The following is a 25,372-nucleotide window of genomic DNA, read 5'->3' as shown; positions in this document are numbered from 1 at the left end:
GTAATTTCAGACTCCAGTCTGAACTGGAGTCTGTTTCAGGAGTGCTTCGCGGCGTAACGAGACGGTAAATCCGACTAGAGTCACATTCATGGCCGAAACGATGCGCAGGTTGCCCGCTCAGCGGCGCAGTCGGGAGACGGTGCAGCGCATCCTCGACGCTGCCGAAAGCCTGCTCGTCACAGTCGGATACGAGCGCGCCGTGGAATCGCCGGCGCTGCTGGTGGAGAAGTCCGGTGTCAGCAAGGGCGCGTTCTACGCCTACTTCACCAGTCCCGACATGGCGATGGAGACTTTGGCGCTCGACTATATGGAGCGGTCCACTGCGATGGCGGACGATTTCGCCGCGGAGGACTACGGCAGCTGGGAAGAGGTGACGGCCCGGGCGATCTCGACCTACAGCGGCTACTACCGCAATCCTGCCGTGCGCGAACTCTGGCTCAACGGGCATCTGTCGCCCGTGGCCGTCGCCGCGGACGAGCGGGCCAACCTGTACATCGCCACCAAACTCTGGGAGACGCTGCGGCGTATCGAACCCGAACGCACCACGCGCCTGGAGGTGGTGCACTGCGCGGTGGCCATCGAGATCCTGGACTACCTGCTGCGCTTCGCGTTCCGGCACGAGCCCGACGGCAACGCGCAGTTGATCGCCGAATCGATCGTGGCGATGACCGAATATCTGCGCACCCGGATCGGATAGGTCGCGCCCGCAGATCTCCGGTGCGGCTACTGCGCCGTGCGCAACGCCTCGATCGCGACGTCGAGCGCGTGCTCAAGATAGGACAGGTCGCCGGTGGCCAACAGGATGCCGACCCCGCCCTGGATGCCGGCCAGCAGTGCCGCGGAACTCGTGCCCGCGTCGACCCGCGTGGAGATCTTGGCCTGCGCCTGCATGTTCCGGATGCCGTCGGCGATCTCGTCATGCCACTGTCGCATCAGTGTGGTCGTGACGGCCTGGGCCCCCGGGGTGGTGCGGCCGATCTCGGACATCAGCATGCTCAGCGGGCAGCTCTGCCCCTGCCGGCGGTAGCGGTCGACCACCGCATCCCGCCAGCGTTGCCATGCCGCCCACGAGTTGAGTGCACCCAGGTGCGGTTGTTGGTCGGCGAGCACCTGCTGGGCTTCGTGCTGGGCCACCGCGAGGAGCAGCTGTTCCTTGCCGCCCGGAAAGTAATGGAACAGCTGGCTCTTTGAGGTGTTGGTGCGGGCTCGGATGTCGTCCAGGGTGGTCAGTGTCACGCCGCGGTCCCGGATCTCGGCGGCCGCACCCGCCACGATCCGGTCTCGGGTGGCGGCGCCTTTCGGGGTCAGGGTGGCCGTCAGATTTTGGACTTGCGGGTCCATTTTCATCGGACTACTTGTGGACTCATGAGTCCAAACAATACGCGGTTCTCCGACCGCAGAGCATTGGTCACGGGGTCCACCGGCGGCCTCGGCGTCGCCATCGCCAAGGCACTGGCGGCGGAGGGTGCGATCGTCATCGTCAGTGGCCGCGACAAGGCCAGGGGCGACGCCGTCGTCGCCGATATCCGGGCCCGCGGCGGGTGCGCCGACTTCGTCGCCGCCGATCTCGGCGCGGGGGAGGCGGAGGTGCGCCGCCTCGCGGAGGCGGCCGGACCGGTCGACATCCTGGTGAACAACGCCGGCGTCTGGTCGTTGCCCCTGCCCACCGCGGAGGTGTCCGAGGAGGCGTTGCTGGCGTCCTATCGGACCAACGTCATCGCGCCGTTCCTGCTGACCGCCGCGCTCGCGCCGGAGATGGCGCGGCGCGGCGGGGGAGCGGTGGTGAACATCGGTTCCATCACCGGCCTGATCGGCGGGGACAAGTCGGCGCTCTACAGCTCGACGAAGGCTGCCGTGCACTCGTTGACCAAATCCTGGGCCGCCGAGTACGGGCCGGCCGGGGTGCGGATCAACGCCGTCGCGCCCGGCCCGATCGCCACCGACCGCGCGCTGGAGGCTGCCGATCACGTCGGTCCGGTGCTGGCGCGTATTCCGTCCCGCCGGATGAGCACCCCGGAGGAAGTCGCCGCGGCGGTGCTCTTCCTGGCCGGTGACGACGCTGCGAACATCCACGGCGCGGTGCTCAGTGTGGACGGGGGCTGGGCGGCCGTGTAACAGATGGCCTAGATTCTGTTACGTGGCTTCTCCCGCTTTCGACACTGCGATCCTGGTCCTGCGTGTGGTGCTCGGTCTGACGATGGCCGCCCACGGCTACAACAAGTTCTTCGGCGGCGGGCGCATCCCGGGCACCGCGGGCTGGTTCGACAGCATCGGGATGAAGCCCGGCCTGTTCCACGCCCGGGTGGCAGCGACCACCGAGATCGCCGCGGGCGTCGGGCTGGCCCTCGGGCTGCTCACGCCCGTGCCGGCCGCCGGTTTCGTCGCCCTGATGCTCGTGGCCGCATGGACGGTGCACCGGCACAACGGCTTCTTCATCGTCAAGGAGGGCTGGGAGTACAACCTCGTCCTGGCGGTGTCGGCCGTCGCCATCGCGGGTACCGGTGCGGGTCGCTACAGCCTGGACCACCTGCTGTTCTCCCGCACGGACCTCTACGCCTATCTGCACGGCTGGTGCGGCCTGGCGATCGCCGTGGTGCTCGGCCTGGCCGGCGGCGTCGGCCAGTTGGTCATTTTCTTCCGTCCGCCCGCCAAGACCGGATGAGTGTGAGGGGTTAGCTCCGCGCTTTTGTGGTATTCGCTACGGTGTGCACGGGAGTGACTGAGAGCACACCCAGCGCGGATCGAGGGAACTGCCCGGGGGGCAGTGTCGCAACCTCAGATCCGGGCCGGCGCTCTCTAGACTCCCGAAGGTATCGGCGGAAATGATACGAAGAGCGGGCTGACGTGGCACTGAAGGTTGAGGACTACCTCAGCGAGAGTGGCCAGATCGAGCTGCCGAGGGATACGACGATATGTACGTATCTCGACCGCAACTTCGAGGCTGCCTCGCCCGCGGTCGCGTATCGGTACCTGGACTACGGTCCAGACCGAAGCGTCCGGCGGATCGACCTGTCGTGGCAGCAGATGCGGTCACGCGTGTCGGCTGTGGGTGCGCGGTTACAGCAGATCACCGAGCCCGGCGACCGGGTGGCCATCCTGGCGCCCCAGGGTGTGGATTACGTGGTGGCCTTCTTCGCCGCGATCAAGGCCGGCTGCATCGCGGTGCCGCTCTTCGCGCCCGAGATGGCCGGGCAGGCCGAACGTCTCGACAACGTCATCGGTGATGCACAACCCACCGTCGTGCTGACAACCTCCAGCGCCGCCGAGATCGTCCGGGATTGTCTTCGCCGCCGGGCCGTCCGGTTGCGGCCCCGCATGATGGCTGTCGACGAGGTCCCCGAAACTCTGGCCACCGAGATCCGGCCGGTGCCGATCGGGATGGACGACATCGCCTACCTGCAGTACACCTCGGGGTCCACCCGTAAGCCGGCGGGCGTCGAGATCACCCACCGGTCGGTGTGCACGAACGTGCTGCAGATGGTGCTGTCGGTCGGACTGGACTTCGATATCCGCAGCGTCAGCTGGCTGCCGCTGTTCCACGACATGGGCCTGCTCATGATCATGTTCCCGGCGCTGTGCGGCGGGCACATCACGTTGATGTCACCGGCCGCCTTCGTGCGCAGGCCCTACCGGTGGATCAAAGAGCTCGGCTCCGATACCGAATCCGGGCGCACCTTCGCCGCGGCCCCGAATTTCGCGTTCGATCTCGCGGCGACCCGCGGTCTGCCCCCGGACGGCGAGTCGCTCGACCTCAGCAATGTCGCCGGACTGATCAACGGTTCCGAGCCGGTCAGCGCCGACTCCATCGCGCGCTTCAACGAGGCGTTCGCCCCCTACGGTCTGTCGCCGACTGCCGTCAAACCGTCGTACGGCCTGGCCGAGGCCACCCTGTTCGTCTCCACCACCGACCCGGATGCCGCACCGCGGGTGATCTACCTCGATCGCTACGAACTCGGATTCGGCCACGCGGTGAAGACGACGCCCACCTCGCCGACGGCCACCACGCACGTCTCCTGTGGGCATGTCGCCCCGAGTCAGTGGGCCGCGATCGTCGATGCGGCGACCGGTGCCGAACTGCCCGACGGCGAGGTCGGCGAGGTCTGGCTGCACGGCGACAACATGGGTGCCGCCTACTGGCGCAGGCCCCAGGAAACCGACGCGACGTTCCGCAACAAGCTGGAATCCGCGCTGCCCGAAGGCAGTCACGCCGAGGGCGCTCAGCCCGATGCGCTGTGGCTGCGCACCGGTGATCTCGGCGTCTATCTCGACGGTGAACTGTTCATCACCGGACGCGTCAAGGACGTGCTCATCGTCGACGGCCGCAACCACTACCCGCAGGACATCGAACACACGGTGGCCGAGGCGACGCCGGCCGTGCGCGCCGGATTCGTGGTGGCGTTCTCCATACCCCGCGGCACCAGCGAAGGCCTCGTCATCGTGGCCGAGCGAGCTCCCGGCCACGGGCGTGCCGACCCGGAAACGGTGACCGCGGATATCCGCGCGGCGGTGTCCCGCGGTCACGGCCTGGCGGTCGCCGACATCCGGTTGGTGAGCGCGGGTGCGGTGCCACGGACCACCAGCGGGAAGCTGGCCCGGCAGGCCGCACGCGCCGAATATCTGGCCGGTGCCTTCGGGAAGCGCGAGTCTCAGGGATAGCCGGTTTGCGCGCCTGACCTGTGCTTCGCCGTTCTGGGCGAACTGATTCCCTCGATTTAGAACACGTTCTAGTCTGTCTGGCATGGGCTTTTTGAAACAGGAAACGCCGCAGATCGACTTCGAGACCTGGAGTAAGGGCACCCGCTCGGAGAAGATCATCCCGATGGCCCGGCACTGGGCCGAGGTCGGTTTCGGCACCCCGGTGGCCCTGCACCTGTTCTACGTCGTCAAGATCCTGCTCTACATCCTGGGCGGCTGGCTGGTGGTCTTGACCACCACCGGGATCAGCGGATTCACCGATGTCGCGCACTGGTACACCGAGCCCATCGTGTATCAGAAGGTCGTCTTCTACACGATGCTGTTCGAGGTGGTCGGTCTGGGCTGTGGCTTCGGGCCGCTCAACAACCGCTTCTTCCCGCCCATGGGTTCGGTGCTGTACTGGCTGCGGCCCAAGACGATTCGGCTGCCGCCGTGGCCCGGACGGGTCCCGCTGACCGCCGGTGACACCCGCACCCCCGTCGACGTCGTTCTCTACGGGGCACTGCTGGTGGTGCTGCTCATCGCGATCTTCAGCGACGGCACCGGGCCGATCCCCGCGCTCGGCTCGACCGTCGGGGTGCTACCGGTCTGGCAGACCGCGACCGTCGTCGGCCTGCTCGCGTTGGCCGGCCTGCGCGACAAGGTGATCTTCCTGGCCGCCCGCGGTGAGGTGTACGGCTCGCTGGCGGTGTGCTTTCTGTTCGCGGGCGCCGATATCGTCATCGCCGCCAAACTGGTCTGCCTGGTCATCTGGCTGGGTGCGGCGACCTCAAAACTCAACAAGCACTTCCCGTTCGTCATCTCCACGATGATGAGCAACAACCCGGTGTTCCGGCCGCGCTGGATCAAACGGATGTTCTTCGAACGCTTCCCCGACGATCTGCGTCCGGGCCGCCCGTCCCGGTTCCTTGCGCATTTCTCCACCGCCATCGAAGGCCTGGTGCCGCTGGTGCTGTTCTTCTCGCACGGCGGTTGGCCCACCTACATCGCCGCATTCGTCATGCTGTGCTTCCACTTCGGCATCCTGAGCTCGATCCCGATGGGTGTGCCACTGGAGTGGAACGTCTTCATGATGTTCTCGGTGCTCACGCTGTTCGTCGGGCACGCCGGCGTCGGGCTCGGTGACCTGCAAAGTCCATGGCCCATCGTGCTTTTCGTGGTGGTTGCCGGCACCGTGGCCGTGGGCAACATGTTTCCGCGCAAGGTGTCGTTCCTGCCCGGTATGCGCTACTACGCCGGCAACTGGGACACCTCGCTGTGGTGCATCAAACCGTCGGCCGACGAGAAGATCGCCAAGGGCGTCGTCGCCATCGCCAGCATGCCCGCCGCCCAGCTGGAGAAGTTCTACGGCAGCAAGGAGGCCGCCCAGATCCCGCTCTACATGGGATACGCGTTCCGCTCGTTCAACACACACGGCCGTGCGTTGTTCACCCTGGCGCACCGCGCGATGGCCGGTCACAACGAGGACGACTACACGCTGACCGACGGCGAGCGCATCGTGAGCACCGCCATCGGTTGGAATTTCGGCGACGGCCACATGAGCAACGAACAACTGGTGGCCGCGCTCCAGGCGCGCTGCCACTTCGAGCCCGGCGAGGTGCGCATCGTCATGCTCGACGCACAGCCCATCCACCACCAGACGCAGCGCTACCGCCTCGTCGACGCCGCCACCGGGGAATTCGAGTCCGGCTACGTGAAGGTCGCCGACATGGTGGTCCGCCAACCGTGGGACGACGATGTGCCCGTCTACGGCGTGGCGCCCCCGGCGAACAGATAGAACTGTCGGTATGGCGATCGACACCCCACTGCTCGGCGAGCTGGCCGACCTGTATCGCGAGTTGCACCGCGACCCCGAACTGTCGGGTCAGGAACATGCCACCGCGCAGCGGGTGGTCACCGCGCTCACCGGTGTCGGAGCGGAGATCACCGCGGGTGTCGGGGGTACCGGCGTGGTGGCGGTGCTGCACAACGGCGACGGACCGGTGGTTATGCTGCGTGCCGATATGGATGCGCTCCCGGTCCGGGAGAACACCGGATTGCCTTATGCCAGTACCAAAACCGTGCCGGACGGCAGTGGTGGCCAGGTACCGGTGGCCCACGCCTGCGGGCACGATATGCACACCGCGGCCCTGGTCGGTGCGATACAGACGCTGGCGGCCACCCGCGATCAGTGGTCCGGAACCGTGCTCGCGGTGTTCCAGCCGGCCGAGGAGCTCGTCAGCGGTGCGCGCGCCATGCTCGACGACGGGCTGTTCGAGCGTTTTCCCAAGCCTTCGGTCGTGCTCGGTCAGCACGTCGGCCCGTTGCCGGCCGGCGTGATCGGTTTCGGGACCGGAGCGATCATGGCGGGTAACGATGCGGCGGAGGTGACGCTCTACGGCCGCGGCGGACACGGGTCGTCACCGGAGCACACGGTTGACCCCGTGGTGATGGCCGCCGCGGTGGTGATGCGGCTGCAGACCATCGTGGCCCGGGAGGTGCCGTCGCATGAGCAGGCGGTGGTGACGGTGGGACGCCTGCACGCCGGAACCAAAGAGAACATCATCCCCGACACCGCCGAACTCGGGATCAGCATCCGGACGTACTCACCGGAACGCCGGGCGGCGGTCCAGGCGGCGATCGAGCGGATCGTGCGGGCCGAGACGGCGGCCGCCGCGGCCCCGCGCGAGCCGGACGTGCACTGGACGGTCAGCGCGCCGGTGCTGATCAGCGATCCGGCCGCGACCGAGAAAACCGTGGGTGCCCTGCGGGCGCATTTCGGGCCGGACAAGGTGTGGCCGCTGCCGCCGCTGTCGGCCAGTGAGGACGTCGGGGTGTTCGGCAACGCCATCGGGGTGCCGACGGTGTTCTGGTTCTGGGGCGGCGTGGCCATGCAGACCTTCACCGACGCCTTCGCCAAGGGAGAGCTGCCGCCGACGAACCACTCGCCGGAGTTCGCGCCGGTGCTGGAGCCGACGCTGGCGGCCGGGGTCGAGGCGCTGACCGTCGCCGCCCGGACCTGGCTGGCTGCCCGCCCTGGAACGCCTAACCCATGACGTCGCGGACCTTGACGGTCTCCATGCCCTTCAGCAGCAGATCGCGTGCGGTATCCAGGTGCTTGCGCCAATGCGCCTCGGCGGCCGCACCGTCACCGGAACGCATCAGCGTCATGAGTCGTCGGTAGGACCGCATCAACAGGTCGTAGTCCGATTTGGACAGCGGACGGTTTTCCTTCATTGCGAACGCGGTGTGGCGCACCGTGATCTCGTGCAGCATGCCGGCGATGATGGTCAGCGTCGCATTACCGGACAGCTCCACGACGCGGCGGTGGAAGTCGCCGGTGGTCTCGGCCATCCGGCCGGTTTCGCGCCCGGACGGCACGTAGTCGGTGAGCATCGTCTCCAACTCGTCGAAAGCCGCGGTATCGCCGGCCTCGGTGAGCAGACGCACCGCCATCGGCTCGACGGCCGCACGGGCGGTCATCACATCGGCGATGGTCGCGCCGGACAACTCCAGCAGCAGCCCGGCAGGGCGGGCCACGATCTCCGGCCCGGGCACCCGCACCCGGGCGCCGGTGCGCGAACCGCGGCGCACCTCGACGAGTCGTTCGGACTCCAGTACCCGCACCGCTTCGCGCAGGGTGGGGCGACTCACCCCGAAATGGGCCATCAACTCGGCCTCGTTCGGCAGGAAGTCACCATCTTTGAGCTGCCCGTCCACCACCATGCGACGTAGTGTGCCGGCGACGAGTTCGGCGGTTTTCGGGCTGCGGATGGGGCCGCCACTCGACGATGGAACGGCATTGGGGCCGATCATCGGCGATAACGGGGTGGACTGCGCCACCGGAGCCTCCTACGCATACGTGAACCGGCTTGGCGCCAGCTGGTGAACTCAGTAAACCATGTCTGCTACAGCAGGTGGGCGATGTCAGGTCTACCAACCAGTAGGTTGACCTAGTAAACCTTCTGATCTAGGTTGCATTTTAAGTCCACCCCCATGCGACTTTTGCAAACGCCAACACACCTTCGAAGGAGAAGTTCATGGCTGAAGCGGTCATCGTCGAGGCAGTGCGGTCCCCAGTCGGGAAGCGCAACGGAGCCCTGTCCGGGGTGCACCCCGCCGAATTGTCGGCGCAGGTGCTCAACGGTCTGGTGCAGCGCGCCGGGATCGACCCGGGACTCGTCGACGACGTCATCTGGGGCTGTGTCATGCAGGCCGGTGAGCAGGCGCTCGACATCGCCCGCACTGCCGCGCTGACCGCCGGGTGGCCCGAGACGGTTCCCGGTGTCACGGTGGACCGCCAGTGTGGTTCCAGTCAGCAGTCGTTGCACTTCGCCGTCGCCGGTGTGATCGCCGGTCACTACGACGTCGTGGTGGCCGGTGGTGTCGAGGCGATGTCGCGCACCCCGATGGGCTCCTCGCTGGCCAACGGCGGTCATCCCTACCCGGAGGCCTTCCTCGCGCGCTACGACCACAAGTCCCCCAACCAGGGTGTGGGTGCCGAAATGGTCGCCGAACGGTGGGGCTTCTCGCGCACCGAGCTCGACGAGTTCTCCCTGCGGTCGCATGAGAAGGCTGCCGTTGCACAGGATTCCGGTGCTTTCAAGGATCAGATCGTCGGAATCAAGGATCAGGAAGGCAACGTCGTCTTGGAGGACGGCGGCATCCGCCGCGGCGGCACCGTCGAGTCCATGGCCGGTATCAAGCCCGCCTTCAAGGAGGACGGTGTGATCCACGCCGGTAACTCCAGCCAGATCTCCGACGGTTCGGCGGCGCTGCTGATCACCTCGGCGGAGAAGGCAAAAGAGCTGGGCCTCAAGCCCCTTGCCAAGGTGCACACCGCGGTGCTCGCCGGTGCCGACCCGGTCATCATGCTGACCGCGCCCATCCCGGCCACCCAGAAGGCGCTGGCCAAGTCCGGCCTGAGCGTCGACCAGATCGGTGTCTTCGAGGTCAACGAGGCGTTCGCCCCGGTGCCGATGGCATGGCTGAAGGATATCGGCGCCGACGAAGCCAAGCTCAACCCCAACGGCGGCGCCATCGCACTCGGCCACCCGCTCGGCGGATCCGGTGCCCGCATCCTCACCACGCTGCTGTACCACATGCGGGACAACAACATTCAGTACGGCCTGCAGACCATGTGTGAAGGTGGCGGCCAGGCCAACGCGACCATCCTCGAGCTGCTGTGAGCGACGAACAGCAGTCGGGAGCGCTTGTAGAACGGCGCGGTAACGTCCTGATCATCACGATCAACCGGCCCGAGGCGCGCAATGCGATCAACGCCTCGGTGTCCATCGGTGTCGGCGACGCGCTGCAGGCCGCGCAGGACGATCCCGAGGTACGGGTGGTCATCCTCACCGGTTCGGGCGACAAGGCGTTCTGTGCCGGTGCGGACCTCAAGGCCATCTCGCGCGGGGAGAACCTGTTCCACCCCGATCACCCGGAGTGGGGTTTCGCCGGCTACGTGCGGCATTTCATCGACAAGCCGACCATCGCCGCGGTCAACGGCACCGCCCTGGGCGGAGGCACCGAACTGGCCCTGGCCAGTGACCTGGTGGTGGCCGAGGAACGCGCGAAATTCGGTCTGCCCGAGGTGAAACGCGGCCTGATCGCCGGTGCCGGCGGCGTGTTCCGCATCGTCCAGCAGCTGCCGCAGAAGCTGGCGCTGGAGCTGGTCTACACCGGCGAGCCGCTGTCCTCGGCGGATGCGCTCAAGTGGGGCCTGATCAATAAGGTGGTGCCGGACGGCACCGTCGTGGAGGCGGCCGTGGAACTGGCCGAACGTATTGCGGTCAACGCGCCGTTGGCCGTTCGGGCCAGCAAGCGGGTGTCCTACGGCGCCATCGACGGCGTGGTCGCCGCCGATGAGCCGTTCTGGAAGCAGACCTTCGGAGAGTTCGCCACCCTGCTCAAGACCGAGGACGCACAAGAGGGTCCACTCGCCTTCGCGCAGAAGCGCGAACCCGTCTGGAAAGCGAAGTAATGAAGAGACTGGTTTTCGAAACCGAACACGAGCAGTTCCGGGAGACCGCCAAGCAGTTCCTGGAAAAGGAGTGCCTGCCCAACGTCGAGAAGTGGGAGGCCAACCGCCTGGTCGACCGCGAAGCTTATGTGGCCGCAGGCAATTACGGACTGATCGGGTTCAACATGCCCGAGGAGTACGGCGGCGGCGGTGTCGACGACTTCCGGTTCAACGCCGTCATCGTCGAAGAGTTCTCCAAGTTCGGTCTGGCCTGCCCGAGCCTGACCCTGCAGAACGACATCGTCGGTCCGTACTTCACCAACCTGGCCACCGAAGAGCAACTGAAGCGCTGGATGCCCGGCTTCGCCAGCGGCGAGCTGATCGGCGCCATCGCCATGAGTGAGCCCGGCGCGGGCAGCGACCTGGCCGGCATTCGCACCACGGCCGTCCGCGACGGTGACGACTGGATCATCAACGGCTCCAAGACGTTCATCTCCGCGGGTATCAATTCCGACCTGGTCATCGTGGTGGCCCGGACCGACCCGGAGGCCGGGCACAAGGGCTTCTCACTGCTGGTGGTCGAGCGGGACATGCCGGGCTTCACCCGGGGCCGCAAGCTCGACAAGATCGGCCAGCATGCCGCCGACACCGCCGAGCTGAACTTCGAGGACGTCCGCGTCCCGGCCACCAACTTGCTGGGTGTCGAAGGCAAGGGCTTCTATCACCTGATGGAAAACCTTCCCTCGGAACGGCTTTCGATCGCCATCGCCGGTGTTGCCGGCGCACGGGCCACCTTCAACGAGACGCTGCAGTACATCAAGGATCGCAAGGCTTTCGGTCAGCCCATCGGCAGCTTCCAGAACAGCCGCTTCGTGATGGCCGAGCTGGACACCGAACTCGATATCGCCGAGCAGTACGTCGACCGGTGCCTGCGGGCCGTCGTCGACAAGGAACTCACCGCGGTTCAGGCGTCCAAAGCCAAGTGGTGGTGCACCGAGCTCGGCAAGAAGGTCGTCGATCAGTGCCTGCAGCTGCACGGCGGCTACGGCTATATGAACGAGTACCGGGTGGCCAAGGATTACGTCGATGTCCGCATCCAGACGATCTACGGCGGCACCACCGAGATCATGAAAGAGATCATCGGCCGGGACCTGGGCCTGTAGGCCCGTCCGGACAACGAGAAGCGGCGCCCACCGTCACCGGTGGGCGCCGCTATTCGTAGCTGCGACGGCGGATTACCGCGGCGGGGCCACGGTGGTGGTCGTCGTGGTCGTCGTGGTCGTCACCGGAGTCTCGGCGGCCGGGGTGGACGTCGCGGTCGTCTCGGTCGCGGACGTGGTCTCCGTCGAAGAGGTCGACGTCGGGGTGGCGGTCACGACCTCGGGGGCCTGGGCCGGGTCCAGCACGGTGTCGAGGATGTAGACCCGCATGTTCTCGGCCTTGATGCCACCGCAGGTGACCTTGGCGTCGTTGACGGTGATATCGCCGCCCTTGCCCTTGACCACGACGGGCTTGCCCTGCTGCGTGTACATGGTGCCGTGGATGTCGTCGGGGCCCAGGATGCCGAGGACCATGTGGTAGTACACCAGCGCGGTCAGCTTCGCGGGATCGGCCTTGATCGCCTCGAGTTGGGCCGGATCCAGCTTGGCGAACGCGTCGTTGCTGGGTGCGAACACCACGTACGGACCGTTGTCCAGCACGCTGGAGACGTTCACGGCGGGATTCAGCTGTCCGGAGACGGCCTGACTGAAGGTGGAGATCTCCGGGATGGCCGCCAGCGCGGCGGACGACCCCTCCTTGGCCAGGCTTTCCAGCGAGCCGGGGCCTGAGGCGACGGACTTGATGCCCGCGTCGCAGGCGGGTCCCTGCGGCGTGGGAATCGGAGCCGTCGGGGTGGTCGTGTCGGCGTGCGCCGTCACCGCGGCGGACAGGGCGATCGCCGCGGATACGACGACGCCACCGATGAGCTTGCCTGTGCGTGCTTGCACGTGAGTTCCTCCATCTCGTGCCTGGTCCAGGTGCGTGAAGCTGGGCGGCGAGGATGGGCGGGGACCTAGGTGCGCGCAGTGCGCACTCACCATCAGCTAACCGATCCATCCATGCCTCGGCGTCCCCGCGGCGCCGATTGCATGCTATTCGTCCCGGCTGGAGGAACAAAAACGAGGACAGCTCAGCGCTGGCCGATTCGGGTGCGGCGGACCGCCCCGCAAAGTCCTGCGGCGATGAGGCACAATCCGGCTGCGAGATAAAACGCCAGGTCATAGTTGCCCTGCAGGTCCCGGATCCACCCGGCACCGGCCGCAGCGACGGCCGCGCCCAACTGATGGGATGCGAACACCCAGCCGAACACCACGGGGGTGCGGGCACCGAAGTACTCGCGGCAGAGCACGATCGTCGGCGGCACGGTGGCCACCCAGTCCAGCCCGTAGAAGATGACGAACACCCAGGTGCTCGGTTCGGCGTGGGGGGACAGCAGCGAGGGCAGCAGTACCAGCGACAACCCGCGTCCGGTGTAGTAGACGACCAGCAGCAGCCGGGGGTCGACCCGGTCGGTGAGCCAGCCGGAGAACACGGTGCCCAGCACGTCGAGCACGCCGATGGTCGCCAGCAGGCCCGCGGCCACCGTCGTGGGCATGCCGTGATCGTTGGCCGCCGGGATGAAATGCGTGCCGATCAGGCCGTTGGTGGTCATCCCGCAGATCGCGAAGCTGACGGCGAGCAGCCAGAACGCTCGGGAGCGCAGCCCGATCCGCAGCCCCTCGAACGCCGCGGCGAACGTGCCGGTGGGGAGCACCTCGGGTTTGCGTGCACCGGAATCAAAGGGGTCGGCGCCATAGGCCGTCAGCCCCAGGTCCTGCGGGTAGTTGCGCATGAACAACGCGACCAGCGGTACCACCGCGACCGCCGCCGCGGCGACGATGAGCGAAGCCCAGCGCCAGCCGTGGTGGATGGTCACCGCGGCCACCACCGGCAGGAAGACGAGCTGACCGGTGGCGCTGGCCGCTGTCAGGACACCGGTGACCAGTCCGCGCCGGGCCTCGAACCAGCGGGTGGCGATGGTCGCGACGAAACCCATCGAGATGGCGCCGGTGCCCAATCCGACGAGTACGCCCCACAGCAGCACCAGCTGCCAGCTGGCCGTCATGAGCACGCTGAGCGCCGAGCCGGCCGCGATCAAGGTGAGGGCCCCGGTGAGCACCGGGCGCACCCCGAACCGGTCCATCAGGGCCGCGGCGAACGGGGCGGTGAGGCCGTAGAGCGTCATGTTGACCGCCATCGCCGCGCCGACCGTGCCGTGGCTCCAGCCGAATTCGTGATGCAGCGGGTTCATCATCACCCCGGGCACCGACCGGAAGGCCGCCGCGCCGAGGATGGCGATGAAACTGACCGCGGCGACCACCCAGGCCCAATGCAGGCGTGTTCGCGTACCGAGAAGTGTCACCGGCTCACTGTCGCGGAAACCGGGCCGCCCGCCTAGTGGCACAAACGACACGATTCATCAAAAACATGCCAGACTGGCGTGATGCATCGTGTCGCCGTCCTGCTGCTGGCGCCCGTGGTGGGTTTCGACGCCACCATCGCGCCGACCCTGTTCGGGACCGCGGCGGGCGGCGACGGTGAGCCCTTGTACGAGGTGACGACGTGTGCCGTCGAGCCGGGGCCCGTCGCGTCCACCAACGGTTTCGCGATCGTGCCCACCGCCGGCCCGGAGGCGCTGGACACCGCCGACACCGTCGTCATCCCCGGCACGCGTTACCCGCCGGCGCGAACCGGCGGCGGCGTCGAGGACGCCGTGGCCGCCGCGTTCGCCCGGATCCGGCCCGGCGCCCGCGTGGTGTCGATCTGCACCGGCGCGTTCGTGCTGGCCGCGGTGGGCCGGCTGGACGGCCGGACCGTGACGACCCACTGGAAGTATGCCGACACCTTGCGCGAGCTCTACCCGGCGGTCCGGGTGGACGAGAACGTGCTGTTCGTCGATGACGGTGACGTGCTCACCTCGGCCGGACTGGCCGCGGGAATCGACTTGTGCCTGCACATTATTCGGTGTGATCACGGTGTGCAGGTGGCCACCGCGGTCGCCCGTCACTGCGTGGTGCCACCGTGGCGGGAAGGTGGCCAAGCGCAGTTCATCGACCGGCAGGTGCCGGCGGGGGACCACGCCTCGACGGCGGCCACCCGGGCCTGGGCGCTGGCGCACCTGACCGAAGAACTCACCGTGCAAACCCTGGCCCAGCATGCCCATATGAGCCTGCGGACGTTCAACCGCCGGTTCCGCGAGGAGACCGGCGAGGCGCCGGGCAACTGGATCCGGCAGCGCCGTATCGACCGGGCCCGGGAACTGCTGGAGTCCAGGGATATTCCGGTCGACGAGGTGGCCCGGCTGTCGGGGCTGGGTACCGGCGGCAACCTGCGCCACCATCTGCGCCGCGGGATGGGGATGTCCCCGTCGAGCTACCGCAAGGTGTACCAGGGCGCCTGAATGCGGTGGCTCAGCATTCGACGACGTTGACCCCCACGTTGATGGCCAGCCCGCCCGTCGAGGTCTCCTTGTACTTGGCGTGCATATCCGCTCCGGTGGTGCGCATGGTCTCGATGACCTGATCGAGGCTGACCCGGTGGCTGCCGTCGCCGCGCAACGCCATGCGGGCGGCGTTGATCGCCTTGCCGGCTGAGATGGCATTGCGTTCGATACAGGGGATCTGAACCAGCCCGGCGATCGGATCGCAGGTCAGTCCGAGGCTGTGTTCCATGGCGATCTCGGCCGCGTTCTCCACCTGGTGTGTGGTGCCGCCGAGGATTTCGGCCAGTCCCGCAGCGGCCATGGCTGCCGCCGACCCGACCTCGCCCTGACACCCGACCTCGGCTCCGGAGATCGACGCGCGCTCCTTGAACAGTGATCCGATGGCAGCCGCGGTGAGCAGGAACCGGACCGCGGTGTCGTCCGGGTCAGCCGTCCCGGCGCGGGTGTAGTGGGTGGCGTAGTGCAGCACGGCGGGGATGATGCCGGCCGCTCCGTTGGTCGGAGCCGTGACGATGCGCCCGCCGGAAGCGTTCTCCTCGTTGACCGCCAGCGCGATCAGATTCACCCAGTCTTCGGCGAATTCCGCTGTGCGCTCCGGATCTTCGGCGCTGAGACTGTGGTACCAGGCCTTGGCCCGCCGCCGCACCTGCAGCACTCCGGGCAGCACGCCGTCGCGGGCGATGCCGTTGCGGGCACTCTCGGCCATGACATCGCGCAGGTGCAGCAGGTTCTTCCGGACATCCCCCTCGGAGCGGCAACATCGTTCGTTGCTCATGGCGACCGCGCTGATGGTGAGTCCCTTGTGCGCGCAGAGTTCGAGCAGTTCTCGACCCGAGGCGTACGGCAGCGGGGTGGCGCAGCGGTGGTCGGTGCCGGCGTCGGGGCTGTCCTCGGTGACGACGAACCCGCCCCCGATGGAGTAATAGGTCTGGGTGGACAGCACCTCGCCGCGGGAATTGAAGGCGCTCAACGTCATTGCGTTGGGATGGCGCGGCAGGACCGTCGAGGCGCGCAGAATCATCGCGTCCTCGGTCAGGGGCACCGGAATGTCCCCGCCGATCCGGGTGGTGCCGGTGGCGGCGATCTCGGCGAGGCGGCGTTCCTTGTCCTCGGTGGTGACGTCTTCGGGCCGGCAGCCTTCGAGGCCGAGCAGGATCGCCGACTGGGTGCCGTGGCCGGCGCCGGTGGCGGCCAGGGAGCCGTACAACTGCACGCTGATCCGGGTGAGGTCGCGCATCTGGTCGCCGGCGCGCAGAGCTTCGACGAACCGGGCGGCGGCACGCATCGGACCGACGGTGTGCGAACTCGACGGGCCGATTCCGACGGAGAACAATTCGAATGCGCTGACCACCATGGCAATTACCCGATGCGGTGGGTGGGTGTAACGGACAACGGGCGACTCCATCTCGGCTGAGCCCGGAGCCAAACCGGGCCGGTGGCGCCCTCCCCACTCTGTCCTGAAACCTGAGAGTCTGCGGTTCCGCGTCGTGCCGCGGATCCTCTACACCTTCGGTAAGGCCGTTCCCATGAGGTGACGCCTTGTCTCCAGAGTTGCCTCGACGCTGCGGTACTGGTGCCTGAGAGATTCCCGGGGAGGATATTGCTCCTACGGCGCCTCGTGAACGAGGTTCTCCCACAACGTGTCGACGGCTATTCGATTGTGGTGAGCAGAGAATCTACCCACTCCCGCGCCGGATGTCACGCCGAGATCGGACACCTACCGCGCTCGCGCGGGGACACTGATTACGATGACGCCCATGCCTGAAGCGCTGATCATTCCTATCCGCGGGCGTGCCCCGCAGCTGCACGCCGAGTCCTGGGTGGCACCCAACGCCACCCTGATCGGCCCGGTGACGCTGGCCGCCCGCGTGAGTGTCTGGTACAACGCCACATTGCGCGCCGAGTTCGAGCCCATCGAGGTCGGCGAGGGCAGCAACATCCAAGACGGTGTCACCGTCCATGTCGACCCGGGTTTCCCGGCGCGTATCGGCGCGGGTGTCACGGTCGGCCACAACGCGGTGCTGCACGGCTGCACCATCGAGGACGACGTGCTCGTCGGGATGGGCGCCATCGTGCTGAACGGGGCGGTCGTGGGTGCGGGGTCGCTGGTGGCGGCCGGCGCGGTGGTGCCCCAGGGCGCGGTGATCCCGCCACGGTCGCTGGTCGCGGGTGTGCCGGGGAAGGTGCGCCGCAGTCTCGGCGACGAGGAGGTCGCCGGCAATCGCTTCAACGCCGAGGCCTATAGGGGGCTCATCGACTTGCACCGGGGGCAGGGTTAACCCGAAGGCGAACGCCGACAACGCTTCCCGCTGAGCTTTCCGTCGAAGGCGGTACGTTCCCGCGACGGTGGGGTTTGAAGGGCGGCCCACGCGGGCATCCGAACCAGCAGGCACGTCAATTTTTGATGCGCCCCTTGATCGGAGGAGTCCTCATGACCACCACCAGCTGGATCATCGTCGCCGCACTGGTGTTGGCGCTCGTCGCATTCCTGGTTCGCAACGCCACCCGCCGCCGACGCACCGCGCAGGCCGAACGCATCCGGGCAGAGGTTCAGGAGGAGAGCCAGCGGCTGAACAGGCGCGAGGCGGTGGCCGCCGAGACCGAGGCGAAGGCGCGCGCGGCCCAGGCCGAAGCCGAGGCGAAGGCCGCCGAAGCCGCCCTTCTGCAGGATCGGGCCGCCGGCCATCGCGACCAGGTCGATTCGACGCGTGAGCGCTTGGATGCCCGGCGCGAGCAGGCCGACAAGATCGACCCCCGGGTTACCCGCGACGAGGGCGATGACCAGCCCGACCGGGTGGTCGTCGACGACCCGCGCGGTGCCCGGCACTCCACCCGATGAGGCCAGGCCACCCTCTCGTCCGCCTGGTGTGACGAGCAACTCCCTGGCGTGTAGCACCGTCTCGATCAGGGTATGGACCACCGCGTGCAGTGCCAGGACTAGCGGTGGTCAGGAGGCTTCGGTGAAGATGTCGAACGCATGCGTGGGATGCGGATGACCGCGCGCGTCCTCGTCACCGGGGCCACCGGATATATCGGATCACGACTGGTCGGCGAACTGCTCTCGGCCGGCCACCACGTGGTGGTGACCAGCCGGAGGCCGGAGCGTCTGACCGCGTTCGGGTGGTACCGCGACGTCACGGCCGTATCCCTGGATGCGAACGACCCCGATTCGGTGGCAACGCTTTTCGCGCGGTGCGGACACGTGGATGTCGTCTACTACCTGGTGCACGGGATCGGTGAGACGGACTTCAGGACCGCGGACAACGAGGGTGCCCGCCGCTGTGCGCTGGCCGCTGCTCAGGCGGGCGTCGGCCGCATCATCTACCTCGGCGGTTTCGTGCCCGCCGACGACGTGTTGTCCGAACATCTGGCCGGCCGAGCCGAAGTGGCTCAGGCCCTCACGGTTGCCGGCGGTGCCGAAGTGGTGTGGCTCGGTGCGGCGCTGATCATCGGCGCGGGGTCGACGTCGTTCGAGATCCTGCGCTATGTCGCCGAACGCTTCCCGGTGCTGCCGCAACCGTCCTGGCTGTCCAACCCCATCGACCCCATCTCCATCCGCGATGTGCTGCACTACCTCATGGCCGCCGTAGACAGCGAGTTGGTGCCCGCCGGGGCATACGACATCAGTGGACCGCAGACGACCAGCTACCGGGACCTGTTGGCGGTCTACGCCCGGCTGTCCGGAACACGGCAGTGGGCCGTGCCCGCGCCGGGCGTGCCGACCGTGCTGGCGTCGAAGGTGTCGGCTGTGGCGCTTCCGGTTCCCGGCGCGCTCACCGCCGATTTGACTGCGTCACTGGATCATCCGATGACCGCGGCGGGGGAGGGGTTACGCAATCTGGTGCCCGACCCGGCCGGCGGTCTGCTGACGGTGAACAAGGCGATCACCCGCTCGCTGCATACGCCCGAGCGGGTCCCGGTCACCGATCTGGCCGATCCGCACCACCTCGCCGATACCGACCCGTCCTGGGCCGGCGGCGATATGTCGCGCATCCGTCAGCTCACCCCGACGATCGCCCGGCCCGGGCTCGCACTGCTCTCGCTGCTACCCGGTCCGGTCACCGCCGCACTGCGCACCGGGATCGATATCCTGGCCGGGCTGATCCTGCGGGGGCCTCGCCGATGATCCCGCCGCCGTGGCGCGCCGCCGCACCTGCCGTTGAGGAAGCCCGAAAAGTGGTGCTGCGCAGACGGATCACCGTCGTTGCGGTGTTGGTGATGGGGGCGGCGCTGCAGGCGTACGCACTGAGCAGGCACCCGGGGGACAGCTCCTTCTACGTCTTCACCCTCGTCATGGCCGTGGTCTGGTCGGCGGGGGCCGTCCTGTCCGGGCCGTTGCACCTGGGCCGGCTGCCTGGCAGTGAGCGCCGGCCCGTCCTGCTCGGAATCGGGGTGGGAATCGGGCTGGGCGCGGTGTTCGTCATCGGCGGTCTGATCGCACGGCTCATCCCACCGGTGCGCGAATACGTCACCGCCGTCTTGCAATTCGCCGATCAGGGCGCACTTGCGCTGGTCGTTTTCATCACCGTGATCAACGGCTTGGCCGAGGAGCTGTTCTTCCGTGGCGCGTTGTACAGCGCGCTCGGCGGCCACCGGCCCGTCCCGGTGACGACGGCGATCTATTTCGTCGCGGTGATGGCGGCGGGCAACCCGATGCTCGGGTTCGCCGCGATCGTGCTCGGCGCCGTCTGTGCGCTGCTGCGCCGCGCGACCGGCGGCGTGCTGGCGCCCATGCTCACCCATTTCTTCTGGGGTCTGGTGATGGTGCTGGCCCTGCCGCCGATCTTCGGTCTGTGACCGGCGCGGTCGCCTCAGGAGTTCAGCGGATGCGCCACCTCGTCGCGCGGCATCCGGGCTGCCAGCCAGGCGATCAGACCCAGCGCGGCCGGAATGGTGCCGGCCGCCAAGAAGATGGTCTGCACCGCGAACACTTTGGACAGCGGCCCGGCCACGGCCATCGACACCGGCATGAAGACCAGCGAGACGAAGAAGTCCAGGCTGGAAACCCGGCCCAGCATCGCCGGGGGAACCCTGCGCTGGAGCAGCGTCCCCCAGATGACGGTGGCCGCGGTGCTGGTCATGCCGACCACGAAGGCGGCCGCCGCCATCACCGCGAACGACGACGTGTAGCCGATCGCGACCAGCGGCAGATTGCCCAGTCCCCAGCACATCACCATGACCGTGAGATAACGCCGCGGCAGCCGCACCGACGAGACCGCGATCGCACCGACCGCCCCGCCGAGGCCGAACGCTGCCAACACGAAACCGAAGATCCGTTCACCGTGTGCGAAGCGCGCATTCGTGATGAACGGCAGCAGCACTTCCAGTGGACCGATGATGAGCAGGACGAAACCGCTCGCGAACAGCAAGGTCGCCAGCAGCCACGGGGTGCGCACCATGAACCGGAAGCCGTCCCGGAGGTCGGCCAGCGGATGTGTGCTCGGACGTTCGGCCGGAACTACCTGGGCCACCGGCCTGGTCGCGACGAGCAGGATCAAGCCGGTGCCGTAGAGGGCGGCGACGGCCACCGCACCCAGCGACGGGAAGGTGGCGCCGATCAGCATGCCGGCCACCGCCGGACCGACGGCCTGCTGCATGGTGGGCCGGAGCATGCCCTCGATTCCGTTGGCCGCCAGCAGTTGTTCTGGCGGGAGCAGCCGCGGCAGGTAGGCGCTGTACGCCGGGAAGAAGAATGCGGCGCCCACGCCGAGGGCGGTGGCGCCCACGGCCATGTGCCACAACCGCAACTGGCCGGTGAGGCCGAGTACCGCCACCGCCGTGGCCACGGCGGTGTTGACCGATTCGACGGCGATGATGATGCCGCGCTGCGGCAGACGGTCCGCGGCGATACCGCCGACCAGGACGAACGCGATCAAGCCAGCGCTCAAGCAGGTTGCCACCAGGGACAGCGCGGTGGGGTCGTTGTCCAGCGCGATGACCTGCAGCGCCATCACCACCGTCCACATGCCGGAGGCGAAGATGGACAGCGCGACGGCGCCGATCAACAGGCGGTATTCGCGGTGTCGCAACGGTGCGAGTACCCGCCAGCGCGGTTGCTCCAGTTGCGTGGTCACATCACCGATGGTGACCGATCGGGGTTGGTCGAAGCCACCGAATTATTCGGCGCGCGGGATCACGTATCGGTGAAGGTGGCCTTGCGGTGCTCCTGGAAGGCCTTGGTGCCCTCCCGGAAATCGTCGGAGGTCAGCAGGACCAGCTGACCCTCGCGTTCGCGCTCGAGCGCGGCCTCCAGTTCGGTGAGGGTGGCATCGTTGATGGCCTGCTTGGTCTTACGCAGTGACACGGCCGGGCCGGTGGCCAGAGTGTCGATCACCTTGGCCACGGCGGCGTCCAAGTCCTCGGCGGCGTGCACCGTGGTGACCAGACCCCAGTCGTAGGCCTCGGCCGCGGTGATGCGCTCGGCCAGCAGTGCCATCCGCTGCGCCCGGATGCGCCCGACGGCCGCGGCGATCAAGGCGGAGGCGCCGCCGTCGGGCATCAGTCCGATTTTGGTGAAGGCCAGCATGAAAAAGGCCTTCTCCGAAGCCAATACGATATCGGCGGCGAGCGCCAGCGAGACGCCGACGCCGGCGGCGGGGCCCTGCACCACGGCGACGACGGGTTTGGGCAGCGCGACGATGGACCGCACCGCGCGGTTGGCGGCGTCGAGCACCTCCTCCGGGCCGTTGACGGACTTGGCCGAGACATCCTCGGCGCTGATGCCGGCGCCGGAGCTGAAACCGCGGCCCGCGCCGGCCAACTTCACGACGCGGACCGCGGGGTCTGTGGCGGCCCGCTCGAGGGCTTCGGCGACACCGGTCAGCATGGCTTCAGACAGCGAGTTCAGGGTGTCGGGACGATTGAGGGTCACCGACAACACCCCGTCGTCGAGCGCGACGAGCAGGGAGTCGATGCTGGCATACGTCATGAGAAGCGCCCTCACGGTTGGCTGGGTGGCCCACGGCCGGTCGACTTGGTTATACAAGTAAGCTATGTCGGCGGTCAACTAACTCGTACTCGACGAGCAACTCAACGACGAAGGACGGCGGTATGACGGGACCACTGCACGGATTGCGGGTTGTCGAATTGGCCGGTATCGGCCCCGGCCCGCACGCGGCGATGATTCTGGGTGATCTGGGCGCAGACGTGGTGCGGGTGGACCGCCCGACGGCGTCGAACAGCCCCGCCAAAGATGCCATGCTGCGTAACCGGCGCAGCGTCACCGCCGACCTGAAATCCGCTGAGGGTAAACAGTTCGTGCTCGATCTGGTGGCCAAGGCCGATGTGTTGATCGAGGGTTTCCGGCCCGGCGTCACCGAGCGGCTGGGCCTCGGGCCCGAGGATTGCGCGAAGGTCAACGAGAAGCTGGTCTACGCCCGGATGACGGGGTGGGGGCAGGACGGCCCGCGGGCACTGCAGGCCGGTCACGACATCAACTACATCTCGCTCAACGGTGTGCTGCACGCGATCGGGCGTAAGGGCGAGAAGCCGGTGCCGCCGCTGAACCTGGCCGGTGATTTCGGTGGCGGGTCGATGTTCCTGCTGCTGGGCATCCTGTCGGCGCTCTTCGAACGCCAGACCTCGGGCAAGGGGCAGGTGGTCGATGCGGCCATGATCGACGGCTCCAGCGTGCTGATCCAGATGATGTGGTCGTTCCGGTCGCAGGGCCTGTGGTCGGATGAGCGTGGCACCAACATGCTCGACACCGGCGCTCCCTATTACGACACCTATGAGACCGCCGACGGCAAGCATTTCGCGATCGGTGCCATCGAACCGCAGTTCTACGCCGAGCTGCTGGCCAAGCTGGGGCTGGACCAAGCCGAGCTGCCCGGCCAGAACGACATGGCCCGCTGGGAAGAGCTGCGGACCACCTTCACCGAGGTGTTCAAGACCAAGACGCGCGACGAGTGGGCGCAGATCTTCGCGGGTTCGGATGCCTGTGCCACACCGGTGCTGGCGTTCGGCGAGGTGCTCAGTGAACCGCATGTGGCCGAGCGCGACACCTTCTATGAGACGGGTGCCGGCCTGCAGCCGATGCCCGCCCCGCGGTTCTCCCGCAGCCGGCCGGGGCAGCCGACGCCGCCCCCGGTGGTCGGCGCCGACAACGACACGATTCTCTCCGACTGGGCCTAGAGCCCGGTAACGACCCCGATAGGAAGGAAGCACGGCACGTGGAAATCAAGGATTCGGTAGCGGTTGTCACCGGCGGGGCCTCGGGCCTCGGCCTGGCGACCACCAAGCGACTGCTCGACGCCGGCGCGTCGGTCGTCGTCATCGACCTCAAGGGCGAGGAAGCGGTCGCCGAACTGGGTGAGCGCGCCAGGTTCGTCGCCGCCAACGTCACCGACGAGGACGCGGTCAGCAAGGCCCTGGATGTGGCCGAGTCGCTCGGTCCGGTGCGCATCAACGTCAACTGCGCGGGTATCGGCAACGCCATCAAGACCCTCGGCAAGGAAGGCCCGTTCCCGCTGGACGGCTTCCGCAAGGTCGTGGAGGTCAACCTGATCGGCACGTTCAACGTGCTGCGGCTGGCCGCCGAGCGCATCGCCAAGACGGAGCCGCTCAAGAACGAGGAGCGCGGCGTCATCATCAACACCGCCTCGGTCGCGGCGTTCGACGGGCAGATCGGCCAGGCCGCCTACTCGGCGTCCAAGGGCGGCGTGGTCGGGTTGACCCTGCCCGTGGCACGTGACCTGTCGCGCAGCCTGATCCGTGTCTGCACCATCGCCCCGGGACTGTTCAAGACCCCGCTGCTGGGCTCATTGCCGGAGGAGGCGCAGCGCTCCCTCGGCCAGCAGGTGCCGCACCCCGCCCGGCTGGGCGATCCGGATGAGTACGGCGCGCTGGCGGTGCACATCGTCGAGAACCCGATGCTCAACGGCGAGGTCATCCGCCTCGACGGCGCGATCCGCATGGCCCCGCGGTAGATCGAGGAGAAGCAATGACTCTGGTTACGAAATTCACCGAGGCCTTCGGTGTCGAACACCCCATCGCCCAGGGCGGTATGCAGTGGGTCGGCCGCGCCGAGCTGGTGGCGGCCGTCGCGAATGCGGGTGGGTTGGGATTCCTCACCGCGCTGACCCAGCCGACCCCGGCGGATCTGGCCAATGAGATCGCCAAGACCCGCGATCTGACCGACAAGCCGTTCGGGGTGAACCTGACGATCCTGCCGTCGATCACCCCGCCTCCGTATGACGAGTACCGCCAGGTGATCGTCGATGCCGGTATCAAGATCGTGGAGACGGCGGGTTCCAACCCCGGCCCGCATCTGCCGATGTTTCACGACAACGGGATCAAGGTGCTGCACAAGTGCACTTCGGTGCGGCACGCGGTCAAGGCGCAGACCCTCGGGGTGGATGGCATCAGCATCGACGGGTTCGAGTGCGCGGGCCATCCCGGTGAGGATGATGTGCCGGGCTTGGTGCTGATTCCGGCGGCGGCCAAGGAGATCGAGATCCCGATGATCGCCTCGGGTGGTTTCGGTGATGCACGTGGTCTGGTGGCGGCGCTGGCCTTGGGCGCCGATGGGATCAACATGGGCACCCGGTTCATGTGCACCGTGGAGTCCTGTATCCACCAGAACGTCAAGGAGGCCATCGTCGCGGGTGACGAGCGTGGCACCGAGCTGATCTTCCGCAGCCTGCACAACACGGCGCGGGTGGCGTCCAACGCGGTCTCGCGTGAGGTGGTGCAGATCCTCGCCGACGGCGGCCAGTTCGAGGACGTCAAGGACCTGGTGGCCGGTGTGCGTGGGCGCAAGGTGTTCGAGGACGGCGATATCGATGCCGGTATCTGGACCGCGGGCACGGTCATGGGCCTGATCCACGACATCCCGACCGTCGCCGATCTCATCACCCGCATCGTCGACGAAGCCGAGGACATCATCATCGGCCGGCTGGCCGACATGGTCGTCCTCGACGAGGAAGAGAAAGCCAGCGCCTGAGCTGCGCTACGAGCTGACCGCGCGGTCGAACAATGACGTTCGGCCGCGCGGTTTTCGTTGGCGAGAAGGCCCTGAGACGCCACAACGCCGCCGAGGCATGGCTCAGCGGCGTCGTGGTGCTAGGAGGGAGCTGCTGCGGTCAGACCGCTGCAGCGAGGTCGGGGAACTGCTCGGAGGTGTCACCCTCGACGAGGACATCCCCGTGGTACAGGGCGTCAAAGTCGACTTTGATGACATCGGCACTGGTGTCGTCGATCCACATGACACTGAG

Annotated in this window: 25 protein-coding genes and 1 riboswitch; of the genes, 17 read left to right on the top strand and 8 right to left on the bottom strand. The window is 67.5% G+C overall.

Going from position 1 to position 25,372, the window contains the following annotated elements:
• The first annotated feature begins 88 nt into the window (after positions 1 to 88).
• Positions 89 to 697 carry a TetR/AcrR family transcriptional regulator gene (locus H7J86_RS27715; RefSeq protein ID WP_267294877.1) on the top strand — a complete coding sequence of 203 codons (609 nt, stop codon included), beginning with the start codon at positions 89 to 91 and terminating at the stop codon, positions 695 to 697.
• 26 nt (positions 698 to 723) lie between these two features.
• Here the strand turns inward: H7J86_RS27715 and H7J86_RS27710 are convergent, their stop codons facing one another.
• Positions 724 to 1,341, bottom strand: coding sequence for a TetR/AcrR family transcriptional regulator (locus H7J86_RS27710; protein WP_267294875.1), 618 nt, complete (start codon positions 1,339 to 1,341; stop codon positions 724 to 726).
• Positions 1,342 to 1,365: 24 nt separating this feature from the next.
• Here H7J86_RS27710 and H7J86_RS27705 point away from each other — a divergent pair, with 24 nt between their 5' ends.
• The 5 genes from H7J86_RS27705 (at position 1,366) to H7J86_RS27685 (ending at position 7,730) form a co-directional block, all read left to right on the top strand.
• On the top strand, positions 1,366 to 2,115 hold the full coding sequence (locus tag H7J86_RS27705) for an SDR family NAD(P)-dependent oxidoreductase (protein WP_267294874.1): 750 nt from the start codon (positions 1,366 to 1,368) through the stop codon (positions 2,113 to 2,115).
• Between the two features lie 22 nt (positions 2,116 to 2,137).
• Entirely contained in the window at positions 2,138 to 2,662 is a 525-nt protein-coding gene (locus H7J86_RS27700; protein ID WP_267294872.1) for a DoxX family protein, read from the top strand.
• Between the two features lie 182 nt (positions 2,663 to 2,844).
• Positions 2,845 to 4,656 carry a fatty acyl-AMP ligase gene (locus H7J86_RS27695; protein WP_267294870.1) on the top strand — a complete coding sequence of 604 codons (1,812 nt, stop codon included), beginning with the start codon at positions 2,845 to 2,847 and terminating at the stop codon, positions 4,654 to 4,656.
• Positions 4,657 to 4,738: 82 nt separating this feature from the next.
• Positions 4,739 to 6,472: a DUF3556 domain-containing protein gene (locus tag H7J86_RS27690; protein WP_267294868.1), complete on the top strand. Its 1,734-nt coding sequence runs from the start codon at positions 4,739 to 4,741 to the stop codon at positions 6,470 to 6,472.
• Between the two features lie 10 nt (positions 6,473 to 6,482).
• Positions 6,483 to 7,730: an amidohydrolase gene (locus H7J86_RS27685; protein ID WP_187096659.1), complete on the top strand. Its 1,248-nt coding sequence runs from the start codon at positions 6,483 to 6,485 to the stop codon at positions 7,728 to 7,730.
• Here H7J86_RS27685 and H7J86_RS27680 read toward each other — a convergent pair.
• Positions 7,720 to 8,517, bottom strand: a complete 798-nt coding sequence (locus H7J86_RS27680) for a FadR/GntR family transcriptional regulator (RefSeq protein ID WP_090363433.1) — start codon at positions 8,515 to 8,517, stop codon at positions 7,720 to 7,722. The two genes, H7J86_RS27685 and H7J86_RS27680, sit on opposite strands and share 11 nt — an antisense overlap.
• Before the next feature lie 197 nt (positions 8,518 to 8,714).
• Between H7J86_RS27680 and H7J86_RS27675 the strand changes: the two genes are divergently transcribed.
• The 3 genes from H7J86_RS27675 to H7J86_RS27665 are packed head-to-tail and all read left to right on the top strand — an operon-like array spanning position 8,715 to position 11,799.
• Positions 8,715 to 9,863 (top strand): thiolase family protein, encoded by a 1,149-nt coding sequence (locus H7J86_RS27675; protein ID WP_267294866.1) that lies wholly within the window; start codon positions 8,715 to 8,717, stop codon positions 9,861 to 9,863.
• Entirely contained in the window at positions 9,860 to 10,657 is a 798-nt protein-coding gene (locus H7J86_RS27670) for a crotonase/enoyl-CoA hydratase family protein (protein ID WP_267294864.1), read from the top strand. Before H7J86_RS27675 ends, H7J86_RS27670 begins: the two co-directional genes overlap by 4 nt.
• Entirely contained in the window at positions 10,657 to 11,799 is a 1,143-nt protein-coding gene (locus tag H7J86_RS27665; protein WP_090363436.1) for an acyl-CoA dehydrogenase family protein, read from the top strand. Before H7J86_RS27670 ends, H7J86_RS27665 begins: the two co-directional genes overlap by 1 nt.
• 72 nt (positions 11,800 to 11,871) lie before the next feature.
• Here H7J86_RS27665 and H7J86_RS27660 read toward each other — a convergent pair whose 3' ends face one another.
• Together H7J86_RS27660 and H7J86_RS27655 are read right to left on the bottom strand one after the other, a co-directional pair.
• Positions 11,872 to 12,624 (bottom strand): fasciclin domain-containing protein, encoded by a 753-nt coding sequence (locus tag H7J86_RS27660; protein WP_267294862.1) that lies wholly within the window; start codon positions 12,622 to 12,624, stop codon positions 11,872 to 11,874.
• 182 nt (positions 12,625 to 12,806) lie between these two features.
• Positions 12,807 to 14,078: an MFS transporter gene (locus tag H7J86_RS27655; RefSeq protein ID WP_267294860.1), complete on the bottom strand. Its 1,272-nt coding sequence runs from the start codon at positions 14,076 to 14,078 to the stop codon at positions 12,807 to 12,809.
• An 81-nt stretch (positions 14,079 to 14,159) separates the two neighbouring features.
• Here H7J86_RS27655 and H7J86_RS27650 point away from each other — a divergent pair, with 81 nt between their 5' ends.
• Positions 14,160 to 15,116, top strand: coding sequence for a GlxA family transcriptional regulator (locus H7J86_RS27650; protein ID WP_267294858.1), 957 nt, complete (start codon positions 14,160 to 14,162; stop codon positions 15,114 to 15,116).
• A gap of 10 nt (positions 15,117 to 15,126) precedes the next feature.
• On the opposite strand, the gene H7J86_RS27645 is transcribed toward H7J86_RS27650, so the two are convergent.
• Entirely contained in the window at positions 15,127 to 16,512 is a 1,386-nt protein-coding gene (locus H7J86_RS27645) for an L-serine ammonia-lyase (RefSeq protein ID WP_267294857.1), read from the bottom strand.
• A 201-nt stretch (positions 16,513 to 16,713) separates the two neighbouring features.
• Positions 16,714 to 16,804, bottom strand: a riboswitch (glycine riboswitch).
• Positions 16,805 to 16,915: 111 nt separating this feature from the next.
• Between H7J86_RS27645 and H7J86_RS27640 the strand changes: the two genes are divergently transcribed.
• From H7J86_RS27640 to H7J86_RS27625, 4 genes are all read left to right on the top strand, one after another.
• Positions 16,916 to 17,437 carry a gamma carbonic anhydrase family protein gene (locus H7J86_RS27640; RefSeq protein ID WP_090363442.1) on the top strand — a complete coding sequence of 174 codons (522 nt, stop codon included), beginning with the start codon at positions 16,916 to 16,918 and terminating at the stop codon, positions 17,435 to 17,437.
• A 152-nt stretch (positions 17,438 to 17,589) separates the two neighbouring features.
• A complete protein-coding gene (locus tag H7J86_RS27635) occupies positions 17,590 to 17,997 on the top strand; it encodes a hypothetical protein (protein WP_267294856.1) in 408 nt (135 codons plus the stop codon).
• A gap of 153 nt (positions 17,998 to 18,150) precedes the next feature.
• Positions 18,151 to 19,284, top strand: coding sequence for an NAD(P)H-binding protein (locus tag H7J86_RS27630; protein WP_267294855.1), 1,134 nt, complete (start codon positions 18,151 to 18,153; stop codon positions 19,282 to 19,284).
• Positions 19,281 to 19,955 (top strand): CPBP family intramembrane glutamic endopeptidase, encoded by a 675-nt coding sequence (locus H7J86_RS27625; RefSeq protein ID WP_267294854.1) that lies wholly within the window; start codon positions 19,281 to 19,283, stop codon positions 19,953 to 19,955. The genes H7J86_RS27630 and H7J86_RS27625 overlap by 4 nt, the downstream gene beginning before the upstream one ends.
• Before the next feature lie 14 nt (positions 19,956 to 19,969).
• Here H7J86_RS27625 and tet(V) read toward each other — a convergent pair whose 3' ends face one another.
• Together tet(V) and H7J86_RS27615 are read right to left on the bottom strand one after the other, a co-directional pair.
• Positions 19,970 to 21,232, bottom strand: coding sequence for a tetracycline efflux MFS transporter Tet(V) (tet(V), locus tag H7J86_RS27620; RefSeq protein WP_267294853.1), 1,263 nt, complete (start codon positions 21,230 to 21,232; stop codon positions 19,970 to 19,972).
• A 59-nt stretch (positions 21,233 to 21,291) separates the two neighbouring features.
• On the bottom strand, positions 21,292 to 22,086 hold the full coding sequence (locus H7J86_RS27615) for an enoyl-CoA hydratase (protein ID WP_187096651.1): 795 nt from the start codon (positions 22,084 to 22,086) through the stop codon (positions 21,292 to 21,294).
• A gap of 122 nt (positions 22,087 to 22,208) precedes the next feature.
• Between H7J86_RS27615 and H7J86_RS27610 the strand changes: the two genes are divergently transcribed.
• Genes H7J86_RS27610 through H7J86_RS27600 form a run of 3 tightly spaced genes read left to right on the top strand, consistent with a single transcriptional unit; the run spans position 22,209 to position 25,101 of the window.
• On the top strand, positions 22,209 to 23,291 hold the full coding sequence (locus H7J86_RS27610) for a CaiB/BaiF CoA transferase family protein (RefSeq protein ID WP_267294852.1): 1,083 nt from the start codon (positions 22,209 to 22,211) through the stop codon (positions 23,289 to 23,291).
• A 38-nt stretch (positions 23,292 to 23,329) separates the two neighbouring features.
• Positions 23,330 to 24,085, top strand: a complete 756-nt coding sequence (locus H7J86_RS27605) for a 3-hydroxyacyl-CoA dehydrogenase (protein WP_090363449.1) — start codon at positions 23,330 to 23,332, stop codon at positions 24,083 to 24,085.
• A gap of 14 nt (positions 24,086 to 24,099) precedes the next feature.
• Entirely contained in the window at positions 24,100 to 25,101 is a 1,002-nt protein-coding gene (locus H7J86_RS27600; RefSeq protein ID WP_187096649.1) for an NAD(P)H-dependent flavin oxidoreductase, read from the top strand.
• A 139-nt stretch (positions 25,102 to 25,240) separates the two neighbouring features.
• Here the strand turns inward: H7J86_RS27600 and H7J86_RS27595 are convergent, their stop codons facing one another.
• Complete coding sequence (locus H7J86_RS27595; RefSeq protein ID WP_090363461.1) at positions 25,241 to 25,363, bottom strand: hypothetical protein; 123 nt, start codon at positions 25,361 to 25,363, stop codon at positions 25,241 to 25,243.
• Positions 25,364 to 25,372 lie beyond the last annotated feature (9 nt).

The organism is Mycobacterium hackensackense (assembly GCF_025822555.1).
Lineage (GTDB): Bacteria > Actinomycetota > Actinomycetes > Mycobacteriales > Mycobacteriaceae > Mycobacterium > Mycobacterium fluoranthenivorans.
This window is presented reverse-complemented; position numbering and strand designations above follow the sequence as displayed.

Bases quoted from the DNA above. Each gene is read 5' to 3' on its own strand.
- H7J86_RS27715 (WP_267294877.1), top strand. From the start codon at position 89: ATGGCCGAAACGATGCGCAGGTTGCCCGCTCAGCGGCGCAGTCGGGAG.
- H7J86_RS27710 (WP_267294875.1), bottom strand. From the start codon at position 1,341: ATGGACCCGCAAGTCCAAAATCTGACGGCCACCCTGACCCCGAAAGGC.
- H7J86_RS27705 (WP_267294874.1), top strand. From the start codon at position 1,366: ATGAGTCCAAACAATACGCGGTTCTCCGACCGCAGAGCATTGGTCACG.
- H7J86_RS27690 (WP_267294868.1), top strand. From the start codon at position 4,739: ATGGGCTTTTTGAAACAGGAAACGCCGCAGATCGACTTCGAGACCTGG.
- H7J86_RS27685 (WP_187096659.1), top strand. From the start codon at position 6,483: ATGGCGATCGACACCCCACTGCTCGGCGAGCTGGCCGACCTGTATCGC.
- H7J86_RS27675 (WP_267294866.1), top strand. From the start codon at position 8,715: ATGGCTGAAGCGGTCATCGTCGAGGCAGTGCGGTCCCCAGTCGGGAAG.
- H7J86_RS27665 (WP_090363436.1), top strand. From the start codon at position 10,657: ATGAAGAGACTGGTTTTCGAAACCGAACACGAGCAGTTCCGGGAGACC.
- H7J86_RS27650 (WP_267294858.1), top strand. From the start codon at position 14,160: ATGCATCGTGTCGCCGTCCTGCTGCTGGCGCCCGTGGTGGGTTTCGAC.
- H7J86_RS27645 (WP_267294857.1), bottom strand. From the start codon at position 16,512: ATGGTGGTCAGCGCATTCGAATTGTTCTCCGTCGGAATCGGCCCGTCG.
- H7J86_RS27640 (WP_090363442.1), top strand. From the start codon at position 16,916: ATGCCTGAAGCGCTGATCATTCCTATCCGCGGGCGTGCCCCGCAGCTG.
- H7J86_RS27635 (WP_267294856.1), top strand. From the start codon at position 17,590: ATGACCACCACCAGCTGGATCATCGTCGCCGCACTGGTGTTGGCGCTC.
- H7J86_RS27630 (WP_267294855.1), top strand. From the start codon at position 18,151: ATGACCGCGCGCGTCCTCGTCACCGGGGCCACCGGATATATCGGATCA.
- H7J86_RS27625 (WP_267294854.1), top strand. From the start codon at position 19,281: ATGATCCCGCCGCCGTGGCGCGCCGCCGCACCTGCCGTTGAGGAAGCC.
- H7J86_RS27615 (WP_187096651.1), bottom strand. From the start codon at position 22,086: ATGACGTATGCCAGCATCGACTCCCTGCTCGTCGCGCTCGACGACGGG.
- H7J86_RS27610 (WP_267294852.1), top strand. From the start codon at position 22,209: ATGACGGGACCACTGCACGGATTGCGGGTTGTCGAATTGGCCGGTATC.
- H7J86_RS27600 (WP_187096649.1), top strand. From the start codon at position 24,100: ATGACTCTGGTTACGAAATTCACCGAGGCCTTCGGTGTCGAACACCCC.
- H7J86_RS27595 (WP_090363461.1), bottom strand. From the start codon at position 25,363: ATGTGGATCGACGACACCAGTGCCGATGTCATCAAAGTCGACTTTGAC.